A 21,933-nucleotide genomic window follows, 5' to 3' on the forward strand; every position below is an offset into this window, starting at 1 on the left:
GTGTCTTTTTGGTAAAATCCATATTCATAATTGTAAAAAAACACTCATTTATGCGTTTTTCTGTTACAATACTTTCGTGCCCAAAAGCACAAAAGGATTAAAGTTTGATGGGGTGTTGTTTTGAAACAAGAAAAAAGGCTGACGTTCATTTCAGCCATCGGTTTATTTGTTTTAATGTTAGCAGTCATTATTTCCTGCCTGTTTTTCTTTCATACGGAGCCGCATATGCCGCTGTTTTTTTGTGTCATTATTCTGTCTCTGGCAGGTTTGCGGCTCGGTTTCTCGTGGGGCAGTCTTGAAAAAGGAATTGTCAGCGGATTGAAAAACGGTGTACAGCCGATTATCGTGCTGGCTTTGATCGGTGTGCTGATCGGTGCTTGGATGTACAGCGGGGCCATTCCCGCCGTCACCGTTTACGCTTTATCGATTATACAGCCGAGTCAGCTGCTATTGACCGCATTATTTTCATGCATGATCATCAGCACACTTGTCGGCTCAAGTCTGACAACTGTCAGTACAATCGGCGTCGCGCTGTTAGGGGTGGCAAGCGCGGCGGGAGTTCCGCTCGAATGGACGGCGGGAGCAGTCATTTGCGGGGCCTGTTTCGGTGATAAAATGTCACCGATGTCCGACACGACGAATTTTGCCGCCGGTATCGGCGAAATTCCGATTTTTAAGCATATCCGCCATATGATGGGCACGACCGTTCCGGCACTTTTGATCACAATCGTTCTTTTTTATATTCTCGGTTCATCCGTTTCAATAAATGCCGCTTCAACACAAAATATTGAGGCAGTCATTTCCGGAATTAAAGAGGCCGTGCACGTTACGCCTTGGTCGCTTCTTTCACCTCTTTTGGTAATCATTTTGGCGGTCAGACGGGTTTCCGTTATTCCGGTGCTTACCGCCGGTATTATTTCCGCAGGGCTTCTGACTGCCGTTTTTATTCCTGACAGCAGCATTCAAGGATTTATATCCGCCCTGCAAAGCGGCACGGCTTTTAAAACCGGCGACCAGGCTGTAGCCAGCATTATCAACAGAGGCGGACTCCAATCCATGATGGGGTCAGTCTCTCTGATCATGATCGCCTTTGCGCTCGGCGGCCTGATGGAAAAAACAGGCCTGATCGCAGCGCTGCTTCAAGGATTGATAAAAGGCGTGCATACGAAAGGACGTCTTGTCATGGCGACCGTCTTCTCAAGCATTGGCGTAAACCTTGCGACAGGCGAGCAATACTTGTCGATCTTAATTCCGGGTCAGTCTTATAAACCTTTATATGACAAGCTCAGCATTAAGCGGCTTCACCTTGCACGATCGATTGAGGACGGCGGAACATTGATCAATCCGCTGATTCCTTGGGGAGTAAGCGGCGCTTTCATGGCAAGCGCATTAGGGGTTTCTGTCATCGATTACCTGCCGTTTACCTTTTTCCTGTACATTTCACCGATCATTTCAATCCTTCTCGGTTTCCTGAAAAAAAACTGATATTACGAGAAAAACCTGCCGTCATTACAGGCAGGTTTTTTCATGCAAAAAATCCCGCTGAAAAAACGGGATTTGTTTAAAAGGCCTGCTGAATGAACTTATTTCTGATAAACGGTATTTTTAAAAAGAGATGAATAAACGACCGTCTGATCCCCGGCTGGCTGAGCACGGTGTTCATCAGACGGTAGCGGTTTTGGTAAACGGCAAAAACAGAGACGGCGCATAATGAGTAGATCAACAATTTTTTCATTTTATCCCTCCTGCCCCTATCGTTTGTCAAACAGCGAGAATTATTCGGATGCAAGAAGTTTTTTATGCGATGGTTTCAGATTCAGTCACGATCATATCGACCGGAATATCGTGGGGCATGCGGGGAATGCGGTCTGTCAGCTGGCAGTCGAAGAGAAGCGACACGGTACGGCCTTCATAACCGGTCAGAAACCGATCATAATATCCGCCGCCGTATCCGATTCTGAAGCCTTCCCGGTCAAAAGCCACACCCGGCACAATAACAAGATCAATGTCTTTTTGAGCCGCTTTTTCAGTCAGGCTTTCGATCGGTTCACTGAGACCGGCATATACGGTTTCCAGCTGATCATCAGCAGAAAATGTACGGAATTCCATCGCTCCCGTCTGGGGGAAGCATTTCGGGATACAGACTTGTTTTCCCTCTTTCCAAGCCTGTTCAATAATCGGCCGTGTCGGAATTTCCAAGCGTTTCGAGATGGTGACGGCAATCATGCGGGCTTGTTTCCATTCTTTTAAAGAAAACAGCGTTTTGTACATGCTGCGGCTTTTTGCCTCCCATTCACTTTCTGTTATGCCGGAAAGCTTTGCTTTTATATCGGTTCTGATTTGTGCTTTCACGTTTCTCAAACCTCCCTGAAAGACAAAAAAGCCAGAACTTTATTGAAAGCTCCAGCTTTTTTCGCCGTTTAAAACAGCTTATTTTGTTTCACGGTGTAACGTAGATTTTTTATCACGTGGGCAATATTTTTTAAATTCAACGCGGTCCGGATTGTTGCGTTTGTTCTTTTTAGAAATATAGTTACGCTCACCACATTCAGTGCAAGCCAAAGTAATATTAACGCGCATTATTTTCCCTCCAAACTAAATATCATTTACTTATTCAGACTTATACATAATACCACTATAATGCACGGAATGCTAGAGCTGATTTACATGAAATGTTGTTTAAGTGCAGAAAACATCAGTTTATGTTTCTGATCCTCTGATTGACCTTGCACAAGACGCATACAAAAAATGACGAAACAGGACAAAAAAGGGCTTTCATATGCGAAATCTATAGAGAAATATCCGTTTGCCCCCCGAATAAAAAAGATTTTCCGACAAAATTCTGTTTTTTTCTCTATTTCCTTTAGAATGGCGGCGTTTTATGGTATAAAAAAGAAGGGCAAATTAATAATAGAAGGTGATGAAACGTGGAAATTGCTATTATTGCGTTGTTTATCGTCAGTATAGCGCTTATTGCATTCTCATATTCTCAAAGAGATCCGATGAAAGACGTGGAACAGGAGCTTGAAACGCTTCAGCTTTCCGCCATGCAGGAAATTTACAAGTTAAAGAAGAAAATGACGGTGCTTGAAGAAGAATTGCTGGAAACCAACCTCGTCATCCGCAAAACCAAAAGCAGCGGCATTAACCAAAAAATCGCCAAACAAATCATTTCAAAATATAACAACGGGATGTCTGCCGAAGCCATCGCAAAAGCGGAACACGTGTCTGTCGAGGACGTCAATACCATTATTAAAGATAATGAGAAGGTGCTCGTATGACAAAACGGGGCATTCAGGCTTTTGCAGCAGGCATGATGTTAGCGACGGCCGTCCTCGCCGCTGTCTTCTATTTGACTGACCATGACCAGGCAGCTGCCGTTAAAACTGAAAAAACAGCATTGACAGAAAAAGAAGTAAACAGCTACCTCGACTCTCAGCAAAAAGTCTCCGTCAAACGGGATGACTATCAAAAACTGCTTGACGCTAAGGAAAAATCGTTAAACAACGATCAAAACACGGACGCCAAAAAGAAAAAGGTCACATACAAACTTACGATCAAAGACGGAATGAGCACTGCTGATGTGTCATCCATCCTTGAAAAAGAAGGAATTATTCCTTCAGCGAAGGACTTTAATGATTACGTCATCGACGCAGGCTACCACAAAGAAATCCGCGCCGGCCATTTCAAAGTCGATTCAGATATGAGCTTCAAAAAAATCGTCAAAACATTAACCCGCTAAAAAAGCTTGCAGGCATCGTCCATTCATGGATACGGCCGGCAGGCTTTTTTAATAGGCAATTTAAAACGGGCCCGGTCAATGGCCGGGCCGTTTTTTCATCCGAATTTTCCGGTGATATAATCATGTGTTTTTTGATGATCCGGCTTGGAAAAGATTTTGCCCGTATCGCCGCGCTCTACAAGTTCACCCATATAGAAAAACGCGGTTTGATCAGAAACTCTCGCAGCCTGCTGCATGTTGTGCGTCACAATGACAATGGTATACTTCTCTTTTAAGGCCAGAATCAGCTCTTCTATTTTCCGGGTGGACACGGGATCAAGAGCAGACGTCGGTTCATCCATCAATAGGACATCCGGTTTTGTGGCGAGCGCCCTTGCGATGCACAGCCGCTGCTGCTGTCCGCCTGACAGGGAAAGCGCCTGCTGATGGAGACGATCCTTCACTTCATCCCAGAGCGCTGCTGCCTTTAATGATTCTTCGGCGATTTCATGCAGTTTCTTTTTATTTTTTTCGCCATGTATTCTCGGTCCGTACACGACATTTTCAAATATGGACTGCGGAAACGGATTGCCTTTTTGAAACACCATACCGATCTGCTTTCTTAATTCTGCCGCATCCGTCTTTTCCTTCAGCAGATTGCGCCCGTTATAAATCATATCGCCTGTCACTTTGACATTCGGAGCCATTTGCAGCATTAAGTTTAATGTTTTAATAAACGTGGATTTCCCGCAGCCGGACGGACCGATGATGGCAGTTACCTTCCGCTCCTCAAACCCGATCGTAATATTTTTCAAGGCCTGATGAGCTCCATACCATACGTTCATGCCTTGAATATCAAATAGATTCTGTGTGTGCACCGCTTCTTTTACAACGCTCACGGTCCTTCCCCCTATCCGAACTTTCCGTTAATATAGTCATCCGTCTTTTTCTCTTTAGGACTAGTAAAAATCTGTTCTGTCTGTCCGTACTCCACCACTTCTCCGTTTAAAAAGAAAGCCGTGCGGTCAGACACCCTCAGCGCCTGCTGCATGTTATGCGTAACGATAACAATCGAATAATCTTTTTTCAGTTCTGTCAAAAGCGTCTCGATTCTGGCGTTTGAGATGGGATCCAGAGCTGAGGCCGGTTCATCTAAAAGAAGTACGGCAGGTTTCATCGCAAGCGTCCGGGCGATGCAAAGGCGCTGCTGCTGGCCGCCTGATAATGAAAGAGCCGATGAATGAAGACGGTCTTTGACTTCATCCCAAAGCGCAGCTTTCGTTAAGCTTTCCTCTACCGCTTCGTCCAAAACGGCTTTTCTTCGTTCACCCGCATACTTCAGCGCATGTGTGATGTTATTGTAAATGGATTTGGGGAACGGATTCGGTTTTTGAAACACCATACCGATCTCCCGTCTGAGAGACACGACATTAATCTCTTCCCCCAAAATATTCAGTCCTTCATAAAGGATTTCCCCCTCGCTTCTTGCAGAAGGGATGGCATCGTTCATTCTGTTGATCTGCCTCAGAAATGTTGATTTCCCGCAGCCGGACGGGCCGATCAGAGCCGTCACCGCATGTTTTTCAATATCCATATTCACACGCTTAACCGCTTGTTTGTCTCCGTAGTAAATGGACAAATGATTCACTTCCAAAATCGACGACTCCGGCGAGCGCTCTGTCTGTTCCGCTTGTTCCCTGACGATGTGATCAATCATGTTTTCGCCTCTTTCCGATTAATTTGCCGTAAGCTTTTTATAAATGGCAGATCCGAGCCATCTTGCACAAAGATTAAACAAGAGCACTGAAATCACCAGCACTGCCGAGCCGCCGTTTGCTATTGCTTCTGCATCGGGAATGATCCCCTGGGTATTGACGCTCCATATATGAACCGCCAGCGTCTCAGCCGGCCTGAAAATATTTAATGGAGATGCTTCAGAAAACGGGTTTAAATCGGTAAAATTCAGCCGCGGCGTTGTCAGCCCCGCTGTAAATAACAATGCCGCCGCTTCTCCGAACACTCTTCCTGATGCCAAAATGGCTCCGGTTAAAATCGAAGGAATCGCGCTCGGAATCAGCACCGTTTTGACGGTATGCCATCTCGATACGCCTAAAGCGAGAGAAGCTTCTTTCAGTTCTTTAGGAACTGCAGTGAGCGCGCCTTCTGTCACCCGGACCATTACGGGAAGGTTAAAGACCGTTAAGGCGAGTGCGCCCCCGATAATCGTGTATCCCCACCCCGTCAGGTTCACAAACATCAGCATGCCGAACATCCCGATGACAATCGACGGAAGCGACGACAGAACTTCAATACATGTTCTGATAAAATCAGTGATTTTATTTTGCGGCGCATATTCAGCCATAAAGACGCCGCCCCCCACACCAAGCGGTATCGTGATCAGCATGGTGATGAACAGAATGTAAAAGGAGTTAAAAAGCTGATCCCGTATCCCGCCGCCTGATGCGATAGCACTTGATTTTGACGTAAGAAAATGCAATGTGATTTCTGAGACGCCATGAATCAGAATATACAAAAACAATCCTGCTAAAATCGCCGCAATCACAGCGGCGCATAAACCGAATACACCGGTGGCCAATTTATCCGTTATTTTCCGGTTCATTATACTTTCCTCCTAGATGACAAGTAGCGTATGAGCAGTATAAACAGAAACGACATGATAAGAAGAACAAGACCCATCGACCACAGCGTATTATTTTCGATACTTCCGTATGTGGTATGGCCCATGTTTAACGTGATAATCGTCGTTAATGTCCCCGCTGTATCAAGCAGGCTTTCCGGGAGAAGCTTTGTATTTCCGATAACCATCTGTACGGCGAGAGCTTCTCCGAATGCTCTTGCCATTCCAAGCACGACAGCGGTCAGCAATGTCGGAAACGCCGCCGGGATAAGCACCTTCCTGATTGTCTGCCATCTCGTCGCACCGAGCGCATATGAACCGTCACGAAGGTGTTTCGGTAATGACGCAAGCGCATCAGCGGAAATCGACGTAATAGTCGGCAGAATCATCACCGAAAGTACGATCGTTCCCGCCAGAAGACTGTGACCCGTTCCACTTGATTTAAAAGATCCGATAAACGGAACCAATACTGTAAGACCTATGAATCCATAAACGACGGACGGAATGCCGACAAGCAGCTCGATTACCGGCTGCAGCACTTTTTTTCCCCAAGTCGGCGCAATTTCCGTCATAAACACGGCACCCGCAATCCCGAGAGGCGCTGCGATCAGAGCGGAAAGAACCGTGACTGCGAATGATCCGAAAATAAAAGGCAGCGCGCCGAACTCAGGCTTTGCCTGGGTTGGATTCCAATTCAGACTTGTTAAGAATTCAATCGGGCTTACACCATTTACAAAAAAAGATTGCAGCCCCTTTATGCCGAGAAAGATGGTGATTGCCGCTGATGCCGCAATGATAATCGCCGCACATACAGACACAATCACTCTTCCGCGGACTTCATCCAATTGCCTGTTTTGTTTTGAGCTTATTAAGCGTTCGCTTACAGACTCTTTTTCTCTGTGATTTATCATTTGTTTACACTCCTATAAAGAAGAAGGACGGGGAGCCCGCCCTCCCCTCAGCTTTGCTTGCCTTTTGCGTCACGTGTGACTTTCATATCAGAGATCGGAATGTAGCCCTGATCTTTTACGATACTTTTCTGTACTTCATCGCTGTTCAAATAGTCAAGAAATGTTTTGGTAAGGCCAGATGCTTCACCTTTCGTATAAGAGTGCTCGTAAGCCCAAATCGGATATTCCCCTGTTACAACATTTTTCTCTTCGGGTTTGATGCCGCCGATTGATAAAGGCGTTACTTTGTCATCGTTTATATAAGAGAAAGCCAGATAACCGATTGCTCCCGGTGTTTCCGCAATGATTTTTTTGACTGTATTGGAGGAATCCTCTGTGATGCCCTCTGCAGGTTCCGCTCCGTCAAGCGCGTATTTGACGAACGTAGCGCGTGTGCCTGATGAATCAGGACGGTTGACGAGTGTAATCTTTTGATCTTTGCCGCCAAGCTCTTTCCAGTTTTTGATTTTGCCTGTAAAGACGTCTGCCAGCTGTTTTTTGGTTATATCCTTTACGCCCGCACCCGGGTTGACCGCAGCCGCCATCGCAACTACCGCTACACGGTGATCATTCAGGGCTTTCGCATCAATGCCTTCCTTTTCTTCAGCAAAGACGTCTGAGTTGCCGATTTGCACTGCGCCTTCAGACACTTGTGAAAGACCTGTTCCTGAACCTCCCGCTTGCACCTGCACATCAGCATCCGGATGTTTTTCCATAAACTTTTCCGCCGCTGCCAGTACTAACGGCTGCATGGCTGATGAACCAGAAATGGTTAAAGAACCTGATGCTTTTTTATCCTCACTTGCAGATTGGCCGTCCGTCTTGCCGCTTTCCTTTGCATTTCCGCATGCTGCAGCGACGATCATAACAGCAGCCATCAGAAGCATAAGCATCCATTTGTTTTTTTTCATTTCCTGAATTCCCCCTGCGTTTAATGTGTAATTTGTCCTACACGTATAGAGTAAAGGGTTCGTGTAAAATGCGTATAAATCGAATGTTAAGGTTTTGTAAATCCGGATGTTTTTTTGTATAAAAAAAACGCCCACAGACTGTGAGCGTTTCTTCTATCAGTTATTTGTATTGCCGTTAGCAGCGTCTTCCTGAATTTTATCTTCGTTTTTCTGCTTCGTATTATTATCTTCTTGTTTCTTTTTCAGCTCGAAGTATTTGTCCAAAGCTGCTCTTCCTATTTCATTCGTAATCGAATATCGATCGCTGTAATCAATATAGGCCCAAGGAACGACTACAGAAATAGCCACTTCCGGATTATCAGCAGGTGCATAAGCGACAAGAGTCGTATTATACGTTCCTTCACCCGTCTCTGATTTATCCGGACCGTCATAGAAAGATTGCGCCGTACCCGTTTTACCGGCAGGACGGTATTTCGCCGTCGCAAAATCAGTTGCGGCTGTCCCTTTTGTCATGACGCGTCTGAAGCCTGCCTGCACTTCTTTAATGTCAGCATTATTCATATCAATCTTGTTCAGTACTTGAGGCTGAACAGACTCTACAACGGCTCCGATTCCTTTTTTCGAATCAGGCTGTCTGACCTCTTTTACAAGCTGAGGTTTCAAACGATAGCCTCCATTGGCGATTGTTGATACATACTGTGCCATTTGCAGCGGTGTGAACGTATCATACTGTCCGATGGCAAAGTCTAACAGAAGACCGGAAATCCGCTGTGTCCCTTGATACCCGGTCGCTTCATTCGGGAGATCAATTCCCGTCTTCACTCCTAGACCGAACTGACTGAAGTAGTATCTGAAAGTATCAAATGCCTTCATATCAAGCGGCAGGGACTGGCCTTTTTTGTATTCCCCTTTACCGACGGCGATCGCCGTTTTAAACATGAACACGTTTGATGACTCCTGAAGCGCTTTTTGGATATCAACAGGACCTAAATTCGTCCATGATTTTTTCGGGTTTTTACTACCTTTGAAATACAAAGGCTCATCCTGAAAAACGGTGTTCAAATTAATCGCGCCCGTCTGGAGTCCCGTCAATACCGTCGCTCCTTTGACCGCCGATCCCATTGCATAGGAGGACGTCATTGCGCCAAGGGCGTAATCATTAATTTTGTACTTTCCATGGTCATTCGTAATCTGTTTGCCGGCCATCGTCAGCACTTCGCCGTTTTTCGGGTTCATCATGACGACAAAGGCCCGATCAAGAAGCTTCGTGCTCGGTCTCGCTTTGGCCGCTCTTAAATTTTTCTCAATGATTTTTTCAACGGACTTCTGCAGGTCCATATCAATGGATAACACAAGGTCTTTGCCTGCCTGTCCTTTTGAAATCACTTTGCTGCCCGTGACATTTCCGGATGAGTCAGTTAAGTTCTGCACTTTCTCTTTTTGCCCCTGCAGCAGGCTTTCATATTGATATTCTAAATAGCTTTTTCCGACCCTGTCATTCCGGCTGTATCCAAGTGACAGATAGTGATCCAGCAGGTTGGACGGAAGACCTTCGTTCGAACTGGATACACTGCCGAGCAATGTCCGGATCAGACTTTTGTAAGGATAAGACCGCTCCCAGTCAGACGTCACGTCAACCCCCGGCAGCTCATCTAAATGTTCGCTGACGACGGCCATTTCTTTTGCTGACACTCCTTCATTTTTGATGTATTGAGGCGTCAGTGAGTAGCCTGAATCCATCTGCCTTTTGATCGCGAGGATCTGCATATCTTTTGAAGTGAGTTCATTCAGCTGTTTGTCCGTAATGCGTTTCAGCTGGAGCTGGTATAAATCATCATCAGACAGTTTTTTGTCTTCAGCTTTTTGCTTTTCTTTGGCCGTAATCAGTTTTTTCGCTTCATCAGGCCTCGTTAACATCCAATAGTCTTTTTTATCGCGTTCAGTCACCTTTTTGGTGCTTACCTTAATCATACCCGACAGTTTTTTTGCGATTTTTAAACGCTGTGCCTGGGTGGTTGAGGCTGAACGTGTATATGTAATCGCATTTAATGCTTTATTCGTTACGATGGGATTAAGGTTCCGGTCGTATATTTTCCCTCTCGGAACAGCTGTGCTGACATCAGACTCTTCTTGCTTATTGGCGGCGTTTTTATAGTCATCACCCTGAACGATCTGCTTGATGCCAAGCTCGACGATAATCCACGTGAAAATAAGAAACGCGGCCAAAAACAAAAAATTAAGCCGGATCGGCAATGATTTTTTCTTTTCTTTGCTTACTGCTATTTTCTTTTTATTTCTCCTCATGACATCACCTTTTCTTATTTACAGAAAGAAATGACACCTTTTGTTCAGGTGCCATTTTTCATTCTAAAGGTTTTTTCGATATTTTTCTACAGATAACCCTTTTATCTTTCTCCTTTTATAAAATTCGGTTCACCCGCCTGTTTTTGTCGGTCCTCTTCCACTGTTTCATCAGAAGTTTCCGTATCCAGTTTAACGTCTTTGATAAAGTAATAAATCAGCGGATGACCGGCTCCGAGCAGCACGAGCGCCGCCGGTATTCCCACTTTTTCCTTCAGCAATGTTACGATCAAAAGGAAGCACAGGATGGAAACGATCCGGCCTGCATTTAAAAACAATTCCCTGAGCACGATGTACTCAATTCTGGCCTTCCTGGCAAGCCGCGCCCGGCCTATTACATCATATGTAAGCGAGACATACGGCACGAGCAGAACAGGATAGCCGATCGCAATAAACACTCCGTATATAAGAAGCGTCGTAAAGCTCATATGAAAAATAATGAGAAACAGGGCGCCGTACACAATCAATCCGCCGATAAGAATCGCCTTTTTACGCGATCTTTTTTTGATGAGCCTTGATGCAAAATAGTAAGCAAAAAAAGAAACAGCGGAATTGACAAGACCGAATGTCCCGAGCGCCAGCTCACTGTTTGTCGCAATGAACACAAATACGCTGATTAAAAAAACAAAAATCCCTTCTCTCAAGCCTTGAAAAAAGTGCGCGTTTGTAATCCGGCGCCAATTCAGATTCGTGTGACGCTCATCATAAACTTTTTTCAGCATAAACCGGCCTTTCGACTCTCTCCGCTTGAGAAAAAAGCTCATGACCACGGCAAGGGCAAATAAGCCGAGCGACAGGCTGAAAATGACTGTATAACCCGTATTGTTTTGAAGTCTTGAGATGACAAACCCGGCCACAATCGGACCGATCATCCCTGCCGACGAAGATAAAATGCCTAAAAATCCGTTGAAAAAATCTCTCGTTTCAGGTTCCGTAATTTCGAAAGTCAGCACATTAAAGGCCAGCCAGTAAAAACCGTATCCCACTCCGAGCACGGCACCGATCAAAATGAGGCGGGAAGCCGCATTTTCCCCGGCAAGGAGCACACTTAAATAAAAAGCCGCCAAAAAGATAACACCGAACCTGAGAATAAACACCCTGTCAATTTTTTTAGCCAGCCGGCCCGCCAGAAGAAAGGTAATCGGCTGCATCGTCACGACCGATAAATTGTATATGGCCAAATCAATGAATTTCCCTGACTGTTTCCATAAATACACATTGACAAATGTATTTGACAGCGCGATGCCTAATGAGTAAAGGCCGCCAATCGTCAATAACAGCAGCAGACCTTTATTTACTTCAATGTCGCCGATAATTTTTTTTATTTTGCTCATCATTGACTCCCCTTTACTACACATTAGTCTGTCTCACTCAAACTGAGATATGTAAAAAGGAATCAAAGTCAATAAAAAAACAAGGCCTCCCTCGGGAGACCTTGTTTGATCAGAACGATTTATTTTGCTTCGCTGTAAAGACGGGCAACTTCATCCCAATTTACAACATTCCAGAAAGCTGAAATGTAATCAGGACGGCGGTTTTGGTAGTTCAGGTAGTAAGCGTGCTCCCAAACATCAAGACCGAGGATAGGCGTTTTACCCTCTGAAAGCGGTGAATCTTGGTTTGGCGTGCTTGTAATTTCAAGTTTGCCGTTGTTTACAACAAGCCAAGCCCAGCCGGAACCGAAACGGCCGGCAGCCGCTGCAGCGAATTTTTCTTTAAATTGATCGAAGCTTCCGAACGTGCTTTTGATCTCTTCAGCAAGCTCACCAGTCGGTTCGCCTCCGCCGTTTGGAGATAAAAGAGTCCAGAATAAAGAGTGGTTTGCATGTCCGCCGCCATTGTTGCGGACAGCTGTGCGGATATCCTCCGGCACTGCGTTTAAATCTGCGACAAGCTCTTCTACAGATTTCTCTGCAAGAGCTGATCCTTCGATCGCTTTGTTCAGGTTTGTAACGTATGTGTTATGGTGCTTCGTGTGGTGAATCGTCATTGTTTCCTTATCGATATGCGGTTCTAAAGCATCATAAGCGTAAGGCAGTTCTGGAAGTTTGTAAGCCATAATTTTTTCCTCCTTTAAATATATGTACTGAAATGCCGCTTTTAGCGAACTTTTCTAATCTCAATGTAACAAAAGAAAGCATGGTAATCAATGAAAAAGCTCACAATCCGACGATTCCAGCAGACATATTACACTTTATCCGTTCACGGCCGAAATTAAACCTTCTAAAGCACCGTCCATAAGAAGTATCCAATCATAAAGAGCTGAATGACTCCTTTGGCCGCGACGCTTGTTAAAAAGCCGATTAACGAGCCCAGTCCCACTTTTGCCGCAGACTTGATATCCTTTTGATGAACAAATATCTCAGCGCAGACAGCACCGATAAACGGGCCTAATATAATGCCTGCCACGGGAATAACGAAGGGCCCGATCAATAATCCGATCGTGCTCCCCCAGATCGCCGCCCTGCTTCCTCCGTACCTTTTGATGCCAAGTAAGTTTGACACATAGTCAGCTGCGAATAAAACGGCCGCAAATACCGCCTCAATGAGCCAAAAGAGGTAAGAATAAGGACTGAAAGAAAACAGAAATCCGTAGAGGAGAAAACCGGCCACGATAAATATAACGCTTGGGATCACCGGATAGACAAGACCGATGAAAGCAATGACGAAGACCGCAATAATAATCAGCCAATACAAAACACTCATGATTTAAACACCCTCCTTTGTTTTACGGAGCATTACTGCTTCCGTTTTGTCTTAATATGTATGATTCCTTACCGCCGCTTTAAATACTCTCACTTGTGTTCATCTCCGGTGAACGATACAATAAGCAACATATACCAGTTTAGGCTAGGAAGTGAAGATGTTGAACATATTTACGGCTTTATTGAAAAGTACATACTCTCCGGCAGATATTGCAAAAACACGGTTTCAGGGGATAGGAAAAGCGATCCTTTATGTATTTTTGCTGTCTGTCCTTTTTACGCTGCCGAGCGCTTATTACCTTTGCTCAGGCACCGTAAACTCAATGAACGGTTTCAAAACCGTGTTAGAAAAAGATTTCCCTGATTTCAAAATTTCAAACGGTGAATTGCAGACGAAAGCTTCCGCCTCTAAGGAAACGGAAGCGAACGGTTTTGTCATCGTGTTTGATCCCACTGATGCGTACGGCGCTAAACAAATAGCGGCGAAACAAAATGCGATCGGCATTTTGAAGAATAAAATGGTGCTTGCAGTAGACGGACAGGCGACAGAAATGAATTATTCATTAATGCCTGCTGATATCACTAAAAGTGAAATCATATCAGCTTTAAACCAAAATAAAACGATGATCGTCACCGTCCTTTCCGTTTTGCTGTTCATTATGACGGCGGCCGGCAAATTCATTGAAGTCTCATTTCTCGCCGTCATCGGCCTGATTATAAAAAATGCGCAAAGAAAGACATTGAATTATCAGCAGCTTTGGAAGCTTTCAGCTTATTCCATTACGCTCTCCACCATATTCTTTACGATTATGCGCGCGCTTGTCATTACGGTGCCGAGCGAATTTTTAGTGAATTGGTTTGTAAACTTTATCATCCTTTTCCTCGTCTTAAAAGAGATACCGCCAAGAAAGACTGCTGTGTAACAAAGACCGCCCCGGCGGTCTTCTTTTTTTGTCATGAACAAAATGGGACAAGCATACAATGAAGTAAACATGTATGCGGGAGGCGGTTGGAATGAAGCGGCTTACTTTTGTATTCGGCAGTTTATTTGTGATATTTATTATCTTTTATGATCTTAAAATCGGCACGATCCCTTCTCAAGGCCTTCCTGCATACGCTGCGGCGGCTCAGCCTGCAAATCAGGAAACATCATACAGAACGGTTACGGTCAAAAAAGGTGATACGGTAATGTCGATCGTCGGCGCACATAAAGCGCCGGATGATATTGTACAAGATTTTGAAGCGCTGAATCCGAATGTGAAAGCAAACGCCATTCAGGCGGGCACCGCTTATAAATTCCCCGTCTACCGTAATTAAACGTTAATTTCTTGTCAGTTCGGCAAATACACTGTTACAATATAATATGTAAATAGAAGTTGCCTGACATGTAAAAGGCTCAGCCTGCAGAAGCGGTAACTACAATTAAGGAGCGATTGACAAGTGAGTGAAATCACACATCGTACAAAAACGCGTCCCGTCAAAGTGGGACCTTTAACAATAGGCGGAAATAACGAAGTCGTCATCCAAAGTATGACGACGACCAAAACACACGACGTAGAAGCAACAGTGGCGGAAATCAACCGTTTAGCCGAAGCCGGCTGCCAAATTGTCCGGGTGGCATGCCCTGACGAACGCGCGGCGAACGCAATTGCCGACATCAAAAAACGAATTTCCATCCCTCTCGTTGTCGATATTCATTTTGATTACAAGCTCGCATTAAAAGCAATTGAGGGCGGCGCCGACAAAATCAGAATCAACCCCGGTAATATCGGCCGCCGTGAAAAAGTGGAAGCGGTCGTAAAAGCGGCTAAAGAAAAAGGAATTCCAATTCGGATCGGCGTAAACGCGGGATCATTGGAAAAACGAATTCTTGAAAAGTACGGCTATCCGACTGCTGACGGCATGGTTGAGAGTGCGCTTCATCATATAAAAATTCTGGAAGACCTTGATTTTCATGACATCATCGTCAGCATGAAAGCGTCTGACGTCAATCTCGCCATAGAAGCATATGAAAAAGCGTCAAAAGCATTTGATTATCCGCTCCACCTTGGAATTACAGAATCAGGCACGCTGTTTGCAGGAACGGTAAAAAGCGCGGCCGGACTCGGAGCGATATTAAGCAAAGGAATCGGAAACACGCTCCGGATCTCCCTGAGCGCCGACCCTGTTGAAGAAGTAAAAGTAGCCAGAGAGCTGCTGAAATCATTCGGTCTCGCTTCAAACGCAGCTACGCTTATTTCTTGCCCGACATGCGGACGGATCGAAATTGATCTCATCAGCATCGCAAATGAAGTCGAAGAATACATTTCTAAAGTCAAAGCGCCGATTAAAGTAGCCGTTCTCGGGTGCGCCGTTAACGGACCGGGCGAAGCAAGAGAAGCCGATATCGGTATTGCCGGCGCCCGCGGCGAAGGACTTCTTTTCCGCAAAGGCCAAATCGTCCGCAAAGTCCCTGAAGAAACAATGGTCGAAGAGCTGAAAAAAGAAATCGACAAGCTGGCAGAAGAACACTACGCAAAGCTTGAAGCAGAAAAAGCAAAAGCAGAACAAGAAACACAAAAAGCTTGACGGATAATCCGCCAAGCTTTTTTTTGCGTGTTAGAAAAACGGTGTAATGAAGATGCCCAGCACAAGGGAAACAATACCGATTCCCATCGCCCAGCCGCCTAGAGCGCCCGCTCCTCTTCTTCTGGCGATATAGCCGACGATAATGCCGCATGCCCCTAATAAAACTGGGAGCACGAACAGGGAGATGATAGAAATAGCCAATGCTGCATACCCTATACCCCGGCCTTCGCTTACTCCGTCCCGGTTATCATCGCGGTCTGCTGCCCGGTCAGAAGCACGATATGGCTCTGAAATTTCGGCCGCTGTCTCTTCTGAATAAACATCACGCGTGATATCCGTTCCTTCCGATCCATGATCCACATAGTAGTCGTTGCCTTTTCGATTTTCGTAATCGTATGCCACCTTCAATTCCCCCTTTTTCTTTTATGAAAGGAGCTTTTTTAGTTTCCGCGTTTTTCACGGAATCATGTTTGCTAAACTTTGCTGGTATTGTCAATTGTTTATGTTACACTTGAAGGGATGAAAATATAGGAGTGTGGACATGTTACGGTTAGGTATAGATATTGACGGCACGGTTACGGCACAGGATACATTTGTCCCTTATTTAAACCGCTCATTTCATCTTTCCATTACCTTGGATGATATGACTGATTATGATCTGACCAAGCTTTTGAACATTACAGCTGAGGAATTTTGGGAATGGATGAATGTTCATGAAGCAGCCATATATAAAGAAGCGCAGCTCGCGGAATTTGCGAAGCAGGCGCTGGACGGACTGAAAGAAGAGCATCGCCTCATTTACATTACGGCAAGACGCAGCCACTTAGAAGATGTCACGCTGGACTGGTTTGCAAACCGGGACGTTCATTACGATCACATTGAGCTTGTCGGGAGTCATCACAAAGTGGAGGCCGTCAAAAAACACGGCATTGACCTGTTTTTCGAAGATCACCACGGCAACGCGACAATGATCGCAAAAGAAGCAGGCATTCCGGTTATCCTTTTTGATTCCCCTTATAACCAGCTCCCCACCGATTCCAATATTATCAGGGTGCAGAATTGGCTTGAAGCCGTCGCCTGGATCAATAAAAACAAACACAGCCTTCAGCATGTCAGAAGCTGAAAAAACCTCCTGCTTATACAGGAGGTTTTTTATCGGCACGCCGGACAGGTGCCGTAAATTTCAAATTTATGACCGCTGATGTCATACCCTTCCAAATCATCGTGAAGCTTATCCATCGGACAGGACTCAATTTCCTTCGTTTTCCCGCAGGTTAAACAGATAAAATGGTGGTGGTGATGGGTATAAGAGCATGTAAAACGGAACAGTTTTTCCCCGGACAGCTCCGTCGTTTCTAAAATACCGAGTTCTTCATATAACGAAAGATTTCTGTATATGGTATCAAAGCTCAAACCCGGATAGTCGTCGTTTAATGCGGCAAGCACGTTTTTGGCCGTCAGATATTTATCAGAATCAGCAAAAAGCTGCAGCATGTCTTCTCGCTTACTCGTATATTTATACCCTTTTTCTTTCAGCAGGTTCAACGCTTCTTGGACGTTCATGAGGACCTCCCCTTTACAACACGGTATCGCTCCAAAAAGAAAATGGCAGCTGACTGAACAGCAGGCCATTTTCTTATGCTGTATAAAATTATACCTATAAAATGACGAAAAGTAAACGAAAGCCTAGTGAATCGCGGTTTTGAACTTACCGCCCCTCGTTTCATGGGTATTCATGATCGTAATAAATGCGTTTTTATCAATTTCAAACACAATGGATTTCAATTTAGTCACTTCAAGCCTTGTCACGACCGCGTAAATGACTTCTTTGGTTTCATCCGTATATCCGCCTTTTCCCTGAAGCTTGGTGGTTCCCCTTCCAAGCCGGTGCAAGATCGCGTCTGAAATTTCCGCATACTGGTCTGCCACGATAATGACCGCTTTTGTTTCATCGAGACCCTGAATGACGGCGTCAATCGTTTTCATGGCAATATAATAAGTCATGAAAGAATACATTGCCTGCTCCGGACCGAACACAAAACCGGCCCAAATAAAAATAAACACATTGATGAGCATAACGAATTCTCCGACTGAAAAGGGCAGCTTTTTTGTGAGAAGGATACCGAGTATTTCAGTACCGTCCATCGAGCCTCCGTTTCGGATGACAAGGCCTACCCCGAAACCGAGCAAAAGCCCGCCGAATACCGTCGCCAAAATAGGCTGGGTCGTAAAGGCCTCCACATGGTGCAAGGAGGATTCAATCAGCGCTAAACCGACGATTCCGATAACCGTAGAGATGAGAAATGTTTTTCCGATATATTTATATCCGAAAATCATAAATGGAATGTTGAGTAACACAACGAATAAGGCGAAATTGAGGAGGGGATTGGACATAAAGAGGTGGTCTAAAATTAATGAAACACCGATAATGCCTCCGTCGATAAAATTATTAGGGACCAGAAACAATTCAATACTTACGGCGGCTGAACCCGCCCCGATCAGAATCATGATGACCCTGAAGATAAAGTGTAAAAATGATTCTTTTTTGTGCTGTTTATTTGGGGTCATAAAATCTCCTTTCCTGTAATAACTATTTTAAACAGTAAGCAACTTCATTTTACCATTAAAAGCTGTAACATTTTAATAATTTGCTCAATACATTATGTCTAAAGAGGTGAAAGTATCGATGATTTTAATACAAAGAATCATTTTGCAGCGGCTCAATCAAGCCACTGCGGACGACCTGCTGAAATATTCAAAGCAATACGGAATCAGCATTACGAGAAGTCAAGCGGCTGAGGTAGCGGCTCTGATGCACGGAAAAAACATCAATATTTTTGATGAACAGGAGCGGCTTCGCCTGCTGAAAAAAGTGGAAACGATTACTTCAAAAGAAACGGCTCGGAAAGTTAACGAACTTTTCAATCAATTTTCAGGGTAAAAAAAGGAGGGGCAATTCCCCCTCCTTTTTTATTGAGCTGATATTTTTTCAAGAAGCTCCTTGTCAAACTGCTTTTCTTTCAGCATTTCGATTTCAAAACGGTACGGCGGCTTCTTATTTTTCTTGTCTTCGCCTACATACGGTGTTTCGAGGATTTTCGGAATATCGGCAAGCTGCTCGTGATGAACAATGTACTGCAGAGCGTCAAAACCGATCTCTCCGAACCCGATGTTTTCATGACGGTCTTTACGGGCTCCCCTGATATTTTTGCTGTCATTCACATGAAGGACTTTTATCCGGTCGATGCCGACGATTTTATCAAACTCATTAAGAACGCCGTCAAAATCATTGGCAACATCATATCCTGCATCATGGGTGTGACAAGTGTCAAAGCAGACGGAAAGATGTTCATTATGTGTGACGCCCGCAATGATCTCGGCAAGCTCTTCAAAACTTCTTCCGCATTCTGACCCCTTGCCCGCCATTGTCTCCAGCGCAATCTGGACGCTTTGGCCCGGATCAATCACTTCGTTTAATCCTTCAATGATCTTTTTGATGCCCGTTTCAGCACCGGCTCCGACATGCGCTCCTGGATGAAGCACGATCTGTTTCGCGCCGATCGCTGCCGTTCTTTCAATTTCAGAACGCAGAAAATCAACGCCCAGCTCAAACGTTGCCGGGTTTGTCGTATTTCCGATGTTAATGATGTACGGCGCATGCACGACAATGTCACCGATGCCGTTTTCCTTCATATGGGCGCGGCCCGCTTCAATATTCAAGTCTTCAATTTTTTTGCGGCGCGTATTTTGGGGAGCGCCCGTATATATCATAAATGTGTTCGCCCCGTATGAAACGGCTTCCTTGCTTGCGGCAAGGAGCATATGTTTTCCGCTCATTGAGACGTGTGAACCTATTTTCAGCAACCCGATTCCCCCTACTTTCCTCTGTTAGATTGGTTTCTTCTCTGCTTCTTTCTGATTTTTTCCATTTCGTAGCTCATTTTCTTTTTATAGCCCGGCTTTACTTTTTTCGGCTTTTTCACAAGACGTTTCGCCATTTGGTCAGCCTCATTTGCCGTCTTTTTGCGATTTTTACGGCGGTGGCGGTCATCGCCTTTCTTCCATTCCCCGTTTACAAGCTCCGCATAGTCAAACACAATGCCCATCTTTTCGAGTCTTGCGAGCGCATCTTCGTCAGAAAGCTCGTATATAGTCAGTGCTTGGCCTGATGAACCGGCGCGTGCGGTTCTTCCGACGCGGTGAACATAAAAATCCAGATCGTCCGGAAGCTCGTAGTTGATGACATGGCTTACGCCTTTAATGTCAATTCCTCTTGCCGCAAGATCTGTCGCAATGACATAAGTGAATTCCAGATCATTAATCTGCTTCATTACCTTTTTGCGTTCACGCGGTGTTAATCCCCCGTGCAGAAGGCCGACTCTCATGCCTTTTTCGGTCAGGTATTTCGCAATATGGTCAGCCGTGTTTTTCGTATTGGCAAACACGATGCCCAGATAAGGATTCAGATTCGACATCATATCAAAAAGCAGTTTGTCTTTATCACGCTGTTTAGAAGGAACCAAAACATGTTCAATCTTTTCGGCTGTGATCCTTTTCGGCTCAACATGAGCGTATTTCGGATTTTCCATATACTTTTTCAAAAACGGCTTCAGCTTTTCCGGAATCGTAGCTGAGAAAACAAGCATCTGCAGTTGTTCCGGCATACGGGATCCGATGTAATCAACGTCTTCTAAAAAGCCCATATCAAGCATCAGATCAGCTTCGTCAATGACGAGAGACTGCGCTTTATAGACGTTCAATGCCTGCGCTTTAATCAGATCCGCAATCCGGCCCGGCGTTCCGACGACGAGATGTGGCTGTGTTTTCAGCTTATCAATTGATTTTTGCTTGTCCGTTCCGCCGATAAAGCATTTTGTCCGGATCGGCCCGTCCTCGGCACCCTGTGTGATTTTGAGCGCTTCCTGATAAATCTGATTGGCAAGCTCTCTCGTCGGCGCCGTGATAACAGCCTGCACCGTATCAGAATCCGAATCAATCCGATTCAGAATAGGCAATAAATAGGCGTGGGTTTTTCCCGTCCCCGTCTGGGACTGCCCGATCACGCTTTCGTTTTTCAATACAGCAGGTATCAGCCGCTTTTGAATATCTGTCGGTTCATAAAAACCAAGGCGGTGAACTGCATCTATAATAAACGGTTTTAAGTTGTATCCATCAAATTTAGTTTCTTTCATTTTTCCCAGCTCCTTAAAGCGGCACATTCTGTGTCCATCATCACATTATAACCGATTTTACTTAAAAACACCATGTCTTGGGGGAAGCCTGTTTTCTGGACAGAAAAGCAAATGCCCCCTCCGATGCATATTGTAATAGCAGAGAGACAGAAAGGAGGTACAAGTATGTTTCCACAGCAGCCGATGAGAAATATGGCGCAGCAGGGCCGGCCGTTGATGAACCCGCGGATGATGATGAGAGGCAGACCGTCATTGCCGGGCCGGCAGATGATGCAGCAGGGCCGGCAGTTTTTCCCTCAGCAGCAGATGGCCGGAGCAGGTTTGAGAAACGCAGGCACAGGCGGAGGAGGCTTAAAAGGAATGCTTTCCCGTTTTTTACCCGGATCAGGAGGAAGCGCTGCCGGGTCCGCACCGGCAGCGGCCAGCGGAGGAGCAGGCGCAGGCCTGCAGGGATTGCAGGGAATTCAGAGTCTGGCAAGTCCGGCATCACTGTCGAGCATGCTCGGCAACGTTCAGAAGGTGCTCGGCGTGGCGCAGCAGGTTACGCCGATGATCCAGCAGTACGGCCCTTTAGTACGGAATCTGCCCGCCATGATGAAGCTTTACAGTCAATTAAGCAGCAGCGATGATGAGAATGAAGATAGTGAATCCGGCGAGACAAAAGAAACAGCCGAACAGGACAAAAAGGATGAAGATGAAAAAACGGACGAAACTGAAGGTGAAAACAAATCAGATGCCTCATCTAAAACATCAAAGAAGACATCTGAAAAAGCATCCGCTTCACAAGAAAAAGACGAAACTGAAGCAACATCAGCGGAACAGCCGCGTCCAAAAAGAACATCGGGCAGATCAAAGCCGAAATTATATATTTAACATTCTTTGATATC

At 45.2% G+C, this 21,933-nt stretch carries 26 protein-coding genes; 9 read left to right on the plus strand and 17 right to left on the minus strand.

Annotated elements, in window-relative coordinates; genetic code table 11:
• Positions 1-120: 120 nt before the first annotated feature.
• Complete coding sequence (gene nhaC / locus ICW23_RS12195) at positions 121-1,485, plus strand: Na+/H+ antiporter NhaC (RefSeq protein WP_188154563.1); 1,365 nt, start codon at positions 121-123, stop codon at positions 1,483-1,485.
• A 76-nt stretch (positions 1,486-1,561) separates the two neighbouring features.
• On the opposite strand, the gene ICW23_RS12200 is transcribed toward nhaC, so the two are convergent.
• From ICW23_RS12200 to rpmG, 3 genes are all read right to left on the minus strand, one after another.
• A complete protein-coding gene (locus ICW23_RS12200) occupies positions 1,562-1,735 on the minus strand; it encodes a hypothetical protein (protein WP_016938952.1) in 174 nt (57 codons plus the stop codon).
• 62 nt (positions 1,736-1,797) lie between these two features.
• Entirely contained in the window at positions 1,798-2,352 is a 555-nt protein-coding gene (locus ICW23_RS12205) for a 5-formyltetrahydrofolate cyclo-ligase (RefSeq protein ID WP_016938951.1), read from the minus strand.
• A 78-nt stretch (positions 2,353-2,430) separates the two neighbouring features.
• Complete coding sequence (gene rpmG / locus ICW23_RS12210) at positions 2,431-2,580, minus strand: 50S ribosomal protein L33 (RefSeq protein ID WP_003153056.1); 150 nt, start codon at positions 2,578-2,580, stop codon at positions 2,431-2,433.
• 347 nt (positions 2,581-2,927) lie between these two features.
• Here rpmG and ICW23_RS12215 point away from each other — a divergent pair, with 347 nt between their 5' ends.
• On the plus strand, positions 2,928-3,281 hold the full coding sequence (locus ICW23_RS12215; protein ID WP_016938950.1) for a hypothetical protein: 354 nt from the start codon (positions 2,928-2,930) through the stop codon (positions 3,279-3,281).
• A complete protein-coding gene (locus tag ICW23_RS12220; protein ID WP_188154564.1) occupies positions 3,278-3,742 on the plus strand; it encodes an endolytic transglycosylase MltG in 465 nt (154 codons plus the stop codon). The genes ICW23_RS12215 and ICW23_RS12220 overlap by 4 nt, the downstream gene beginning before the upstream one ends.
• A gap of 95 nt (positions 3,743-3,837) precedes the next feature.
• Here ICW23_RS12220 and pstB (ICW23_RS12225) read toward each other — a convergent pair whose 3' ends face one another.
• The 9 genes from pstB (ICW23_RS12225) to ICW23_RS12265 form a co-directional block, all read right to left on the minus strand.
• Positions 3,838-4,620 (minus strand): phosphate ABC transporter ATP-binding protein PstB, encoded by a 783-nt coding sequence (gene pstB / locus ICW23_RS12225; protein ID WP_188154565.1) that lies wholly within the window; start codon positions 4,618-4,620, stop codon positions 3,838-3,840.
• Positions 4,621-4,631: 11 nt separating this feature from the next.
• On the minus strand, positions 4,632-5,438 hold the full coding sequence (gene pstB, locus ICW23_RS12230; protein ID WP_016938947.1) for a phosphate ABC transporter ATP-binding protein PstB: 807 nt from the start codon (positions 5,436-5,438) through the stop codon (positions 4,632-4,634).
• An 18-nt stretch (positions 5,439-5,456) separates the two neighbouring features.
• Positions 5,457-6,341 carry a phosphate ABC transporter permease PstA gene (gene pstA, locus ICW23_RS12235; RefSeq protein WP_016938946.1) on the minus strand — a complete coding sequence of 295 codons (885 nt, stop codon included), beginning with the start codon at positions 6,339-6,341 and terminating at the stop codon, positions 5,457-5,459.
• A complete protein-coding gene (gene pstC / locus ICW23_RS12240; RefSeq protein WP_013352890.1) occupies positions 6,341-7,270 on the minus strand; it encodes a phosphate ABC transporter permease subunit PstC in 930 nt (309 codons plus the stop codon). Before pstC ends, pstA begins: the two co-directional genes overlap by 1 nt.
• A 47-nt stretch (positions 7,271-7,317) precedes the next feature.
• Positions 7,318-8,220 carry a phosphate ABC transporter substrate-binding protein gene (locus ICW23_RS12245; protein ID WP_016938944.1) on the minus strand — a complete coding sequence of 301 codons (903 nt, stop codon included), beginning with the start codon at positions 8,218-8,220 and terminating at the stop codon, positions 7,318-7,320.
• A 156-nt stretch (positions 8,221-8,376) separates the two neighbouring features.
• Positions 8,377-10,524, minus strand: a complete 2,148-nt coding sequence (pbpA, locus tag ICW23_RS12250) for a penicillin-binding protein 2A (protein WP_016938943.1) — start codon at positions 10,522-10,524, stop codon at positions 8,377-8,379.
• A gap of 101 nt (positions 10,525-10,625) precedes the next feature.
• Entirely contained in the window at positions 10,626-11,915 is a 1,290-nt protein-coding gene (locus ICW23_RS12255; protein ID WP_047475615.1) for an MFS transporter, read from the minus strand.
• Between the two features lie 119 nt (positions 11,916-12,034).
• Positions 12,035-12,640, minus strand: coding sequence for a superoxide dismutase SodA (gene sodA, locus ICW23_RS12260; RefSeq protein ID WP_016938941.1), 606 nt, complete (start codon positions 12,638-12,640; stop codon positions 12,035-12,037).
• A 164-nt stretch (positions 12,641-12,804) separates the two neighbouring features.
• Positions 12,805-13,287 carry a DUF456 domain-containing protein gene (locus ICW23_RS12265; protein ID WP_045926733.1) on the minus strand — a complete coding sequence of 161 codons (483 nt, stop codon included), beginning with the start codon at positions 13,285-13,287 and terminating at the stop codon, positions 12,805-12,807.
• A gap of 157 nt (positions 13,288-13,444) precedes the next feature.
• Here ICW23_RS12265 and ICW23_RS12270 point away from each other — a divergent pair, with 157 nt between their 5' ends.
• From ICW23_RS12270 to ispG, 3 genes are all read left to right on the plus strand, one after another.
• Positions 13,445-14,209, plus strand: coding sequence for a DUF1189 domain-containing protein (locus tag ICW23_RS12270; RefSeq protein WP_016938939.1), 765 nt, complete (start codon positions 13,445-13,447; stop codon positions 14,207-14,209).
• A 91-nt stretch (positions 14,210-14,300) separates the two neighbouring features.
• Positions 14,301-14,603 (plus strand): LysM peptidoglycan-binding domain-containing protein, encoded by a 303-nt coding sequence (locus ICW23_RS12275; RefSeq protein WP_016938938.1) that lies wholly within the window; start codon positions 14,301-14,303, stop codon positions 14,601-14,603.
• 132 nt (positions 14,604-14,735) lie between these two features.
• On the plus strand, positions 14,736-15,854 hold the full coding sequence (gene ispG, locus ICW23_RS12280; protein WP_173363136.1) for a flavodoxin-dependent (E)-4-hydroxy-3-methylbut-2-enyl-diphosphate synthase: 1,119 nt from the start codon (positions 14,736-14,738) through the stop codon (positions 15,852-15,854).
• A gap of 30 nt (positions 15,855-15,884) precedes the next feature.
• On the opposite strand, the gene ICW23_RS12285 is transcribed toward ispG, so the two are convergent.
• A complete protein-coding gene (locus ICW23_RS12285; protein WP_087920773.1) occupies positions 15,885-16,262 on the minus strand; it encodes a DUF308 domain-containing protein in 378 nt (125 codons plus the stop codon).
• A 133-nt stretch (positions 16,263-16,395) separates the two neighbouring features.
• Between ICW23_RS12285 and ICW23_RS12290 the strand changes: the two genes are divergently transcribed.
• Complete coding sequence (locus tag ICW23_RS12290) at positions 16,396-16,977, plus strand: 5' nucleotidase, NT5C type (protein ID WP_016938936.1); 582 nt, start codon at positions 16,396-16,398, stop codon at positions 16,975-16,977.
• Positions 16,978-17,006: 29 nt separating this feature from the next.
• Here ICW23_RS12290 and zur read toward each other — a convergent pair whose 3' ends face one another.
• The gene (gene zur / locus ICW23_RS12295) at positions 17,007-17,417 is read right to left on the minus strand and encodes a zinc uptake transcriptional repressor Zur (protein ID WP_007612627.1); all 411 of its coding nucleotides are present in this window, start codon (positions 17,415-17,417) and stop codon (positions 17,007-17,009) included.
• Between the two features lie 123 nt (positions 17,418-17,540).
• On the minus strand, positions 17,541-18,422 hold the full coding sequence (locus ICW23_RS12300) for a YitT family protein (RefSeq protein WP_016938935.1): 882 nt from the start codon (positions 18,420-18,422) through the stop codon (positions 17,541-17,543).
• 118 nt (positions 18,423-18,540) lie between these two features.
• Between ICW23_RS12300 and ICW23_RS12305 the strand changes: the two genes are divergently transcribed.
• Positions 18,541-18,795, plus strand: coding sequence for a DUF2624 domain-containing protein (locus tag ICW23_RS12305; protein ID WP_049627029.1), 255 nt, complete (start codon positions 18,541-18,543; stop codon positions 18,793-18,795).
• A gap of 29 nt (positions 18,796-18,824) precedes the next feature.
• Here the strand turns inward: ICW23_RS12305 and ICW23_RS12310 are convergent, their stop codons facing one another.
• On the minus strand, positions 18,825-19,718 hold the full coding sequence (locus ICW23_RS12310) for a deoxyribonuclease IV (RefSeq protein WP_016938933.1): 894 nt from the start codon (positions 19,716-19,718) through the stop codon (positions 18,825-18,827).
• Positions 19,719-19,729: 11 nt separating this feature from the next.
• Complete coding sequence (locus ICW23_RS12315; RefSeq protein WP_016938932.1) at positions 19,730-21,046, minus strand: DEAD/DEAH box helicase; 1,317 nt, start codon at positions 21,044-21,046, stop codon at positions 19,730-19,732.
• Between the two features lie 165 nt (positions 21,047-21,211).
• On the opposite strand from ICW23_RS12315, the gene vrrA reads away from it, so the two are divergent.
• Positions 21,212-21,919: a VrrA/YqfQ family protein gene (gene vrrA / locus ICW23_RS12320; RefSeq protein ID WP_049627032.1), complete on the plus strand. Its 708-nt coding sequence runs from the start codon at positions 21,212-21,214 to the stop codon at positions 21,917-21,919.
• Positions 21,920-21,933 lie beyond the last annotated feature (14 nt).

Origin of the sequence: Bacillus sp. 1021 (genome assembly GCF_014534735.1) — a bacterium.
Taxonomy (GTDB): domain Bacteria; phylum Bacillota; class Bacilli; order Bacillales; family Bacillaceae; genus Bacillus; species Bacillus siamensis.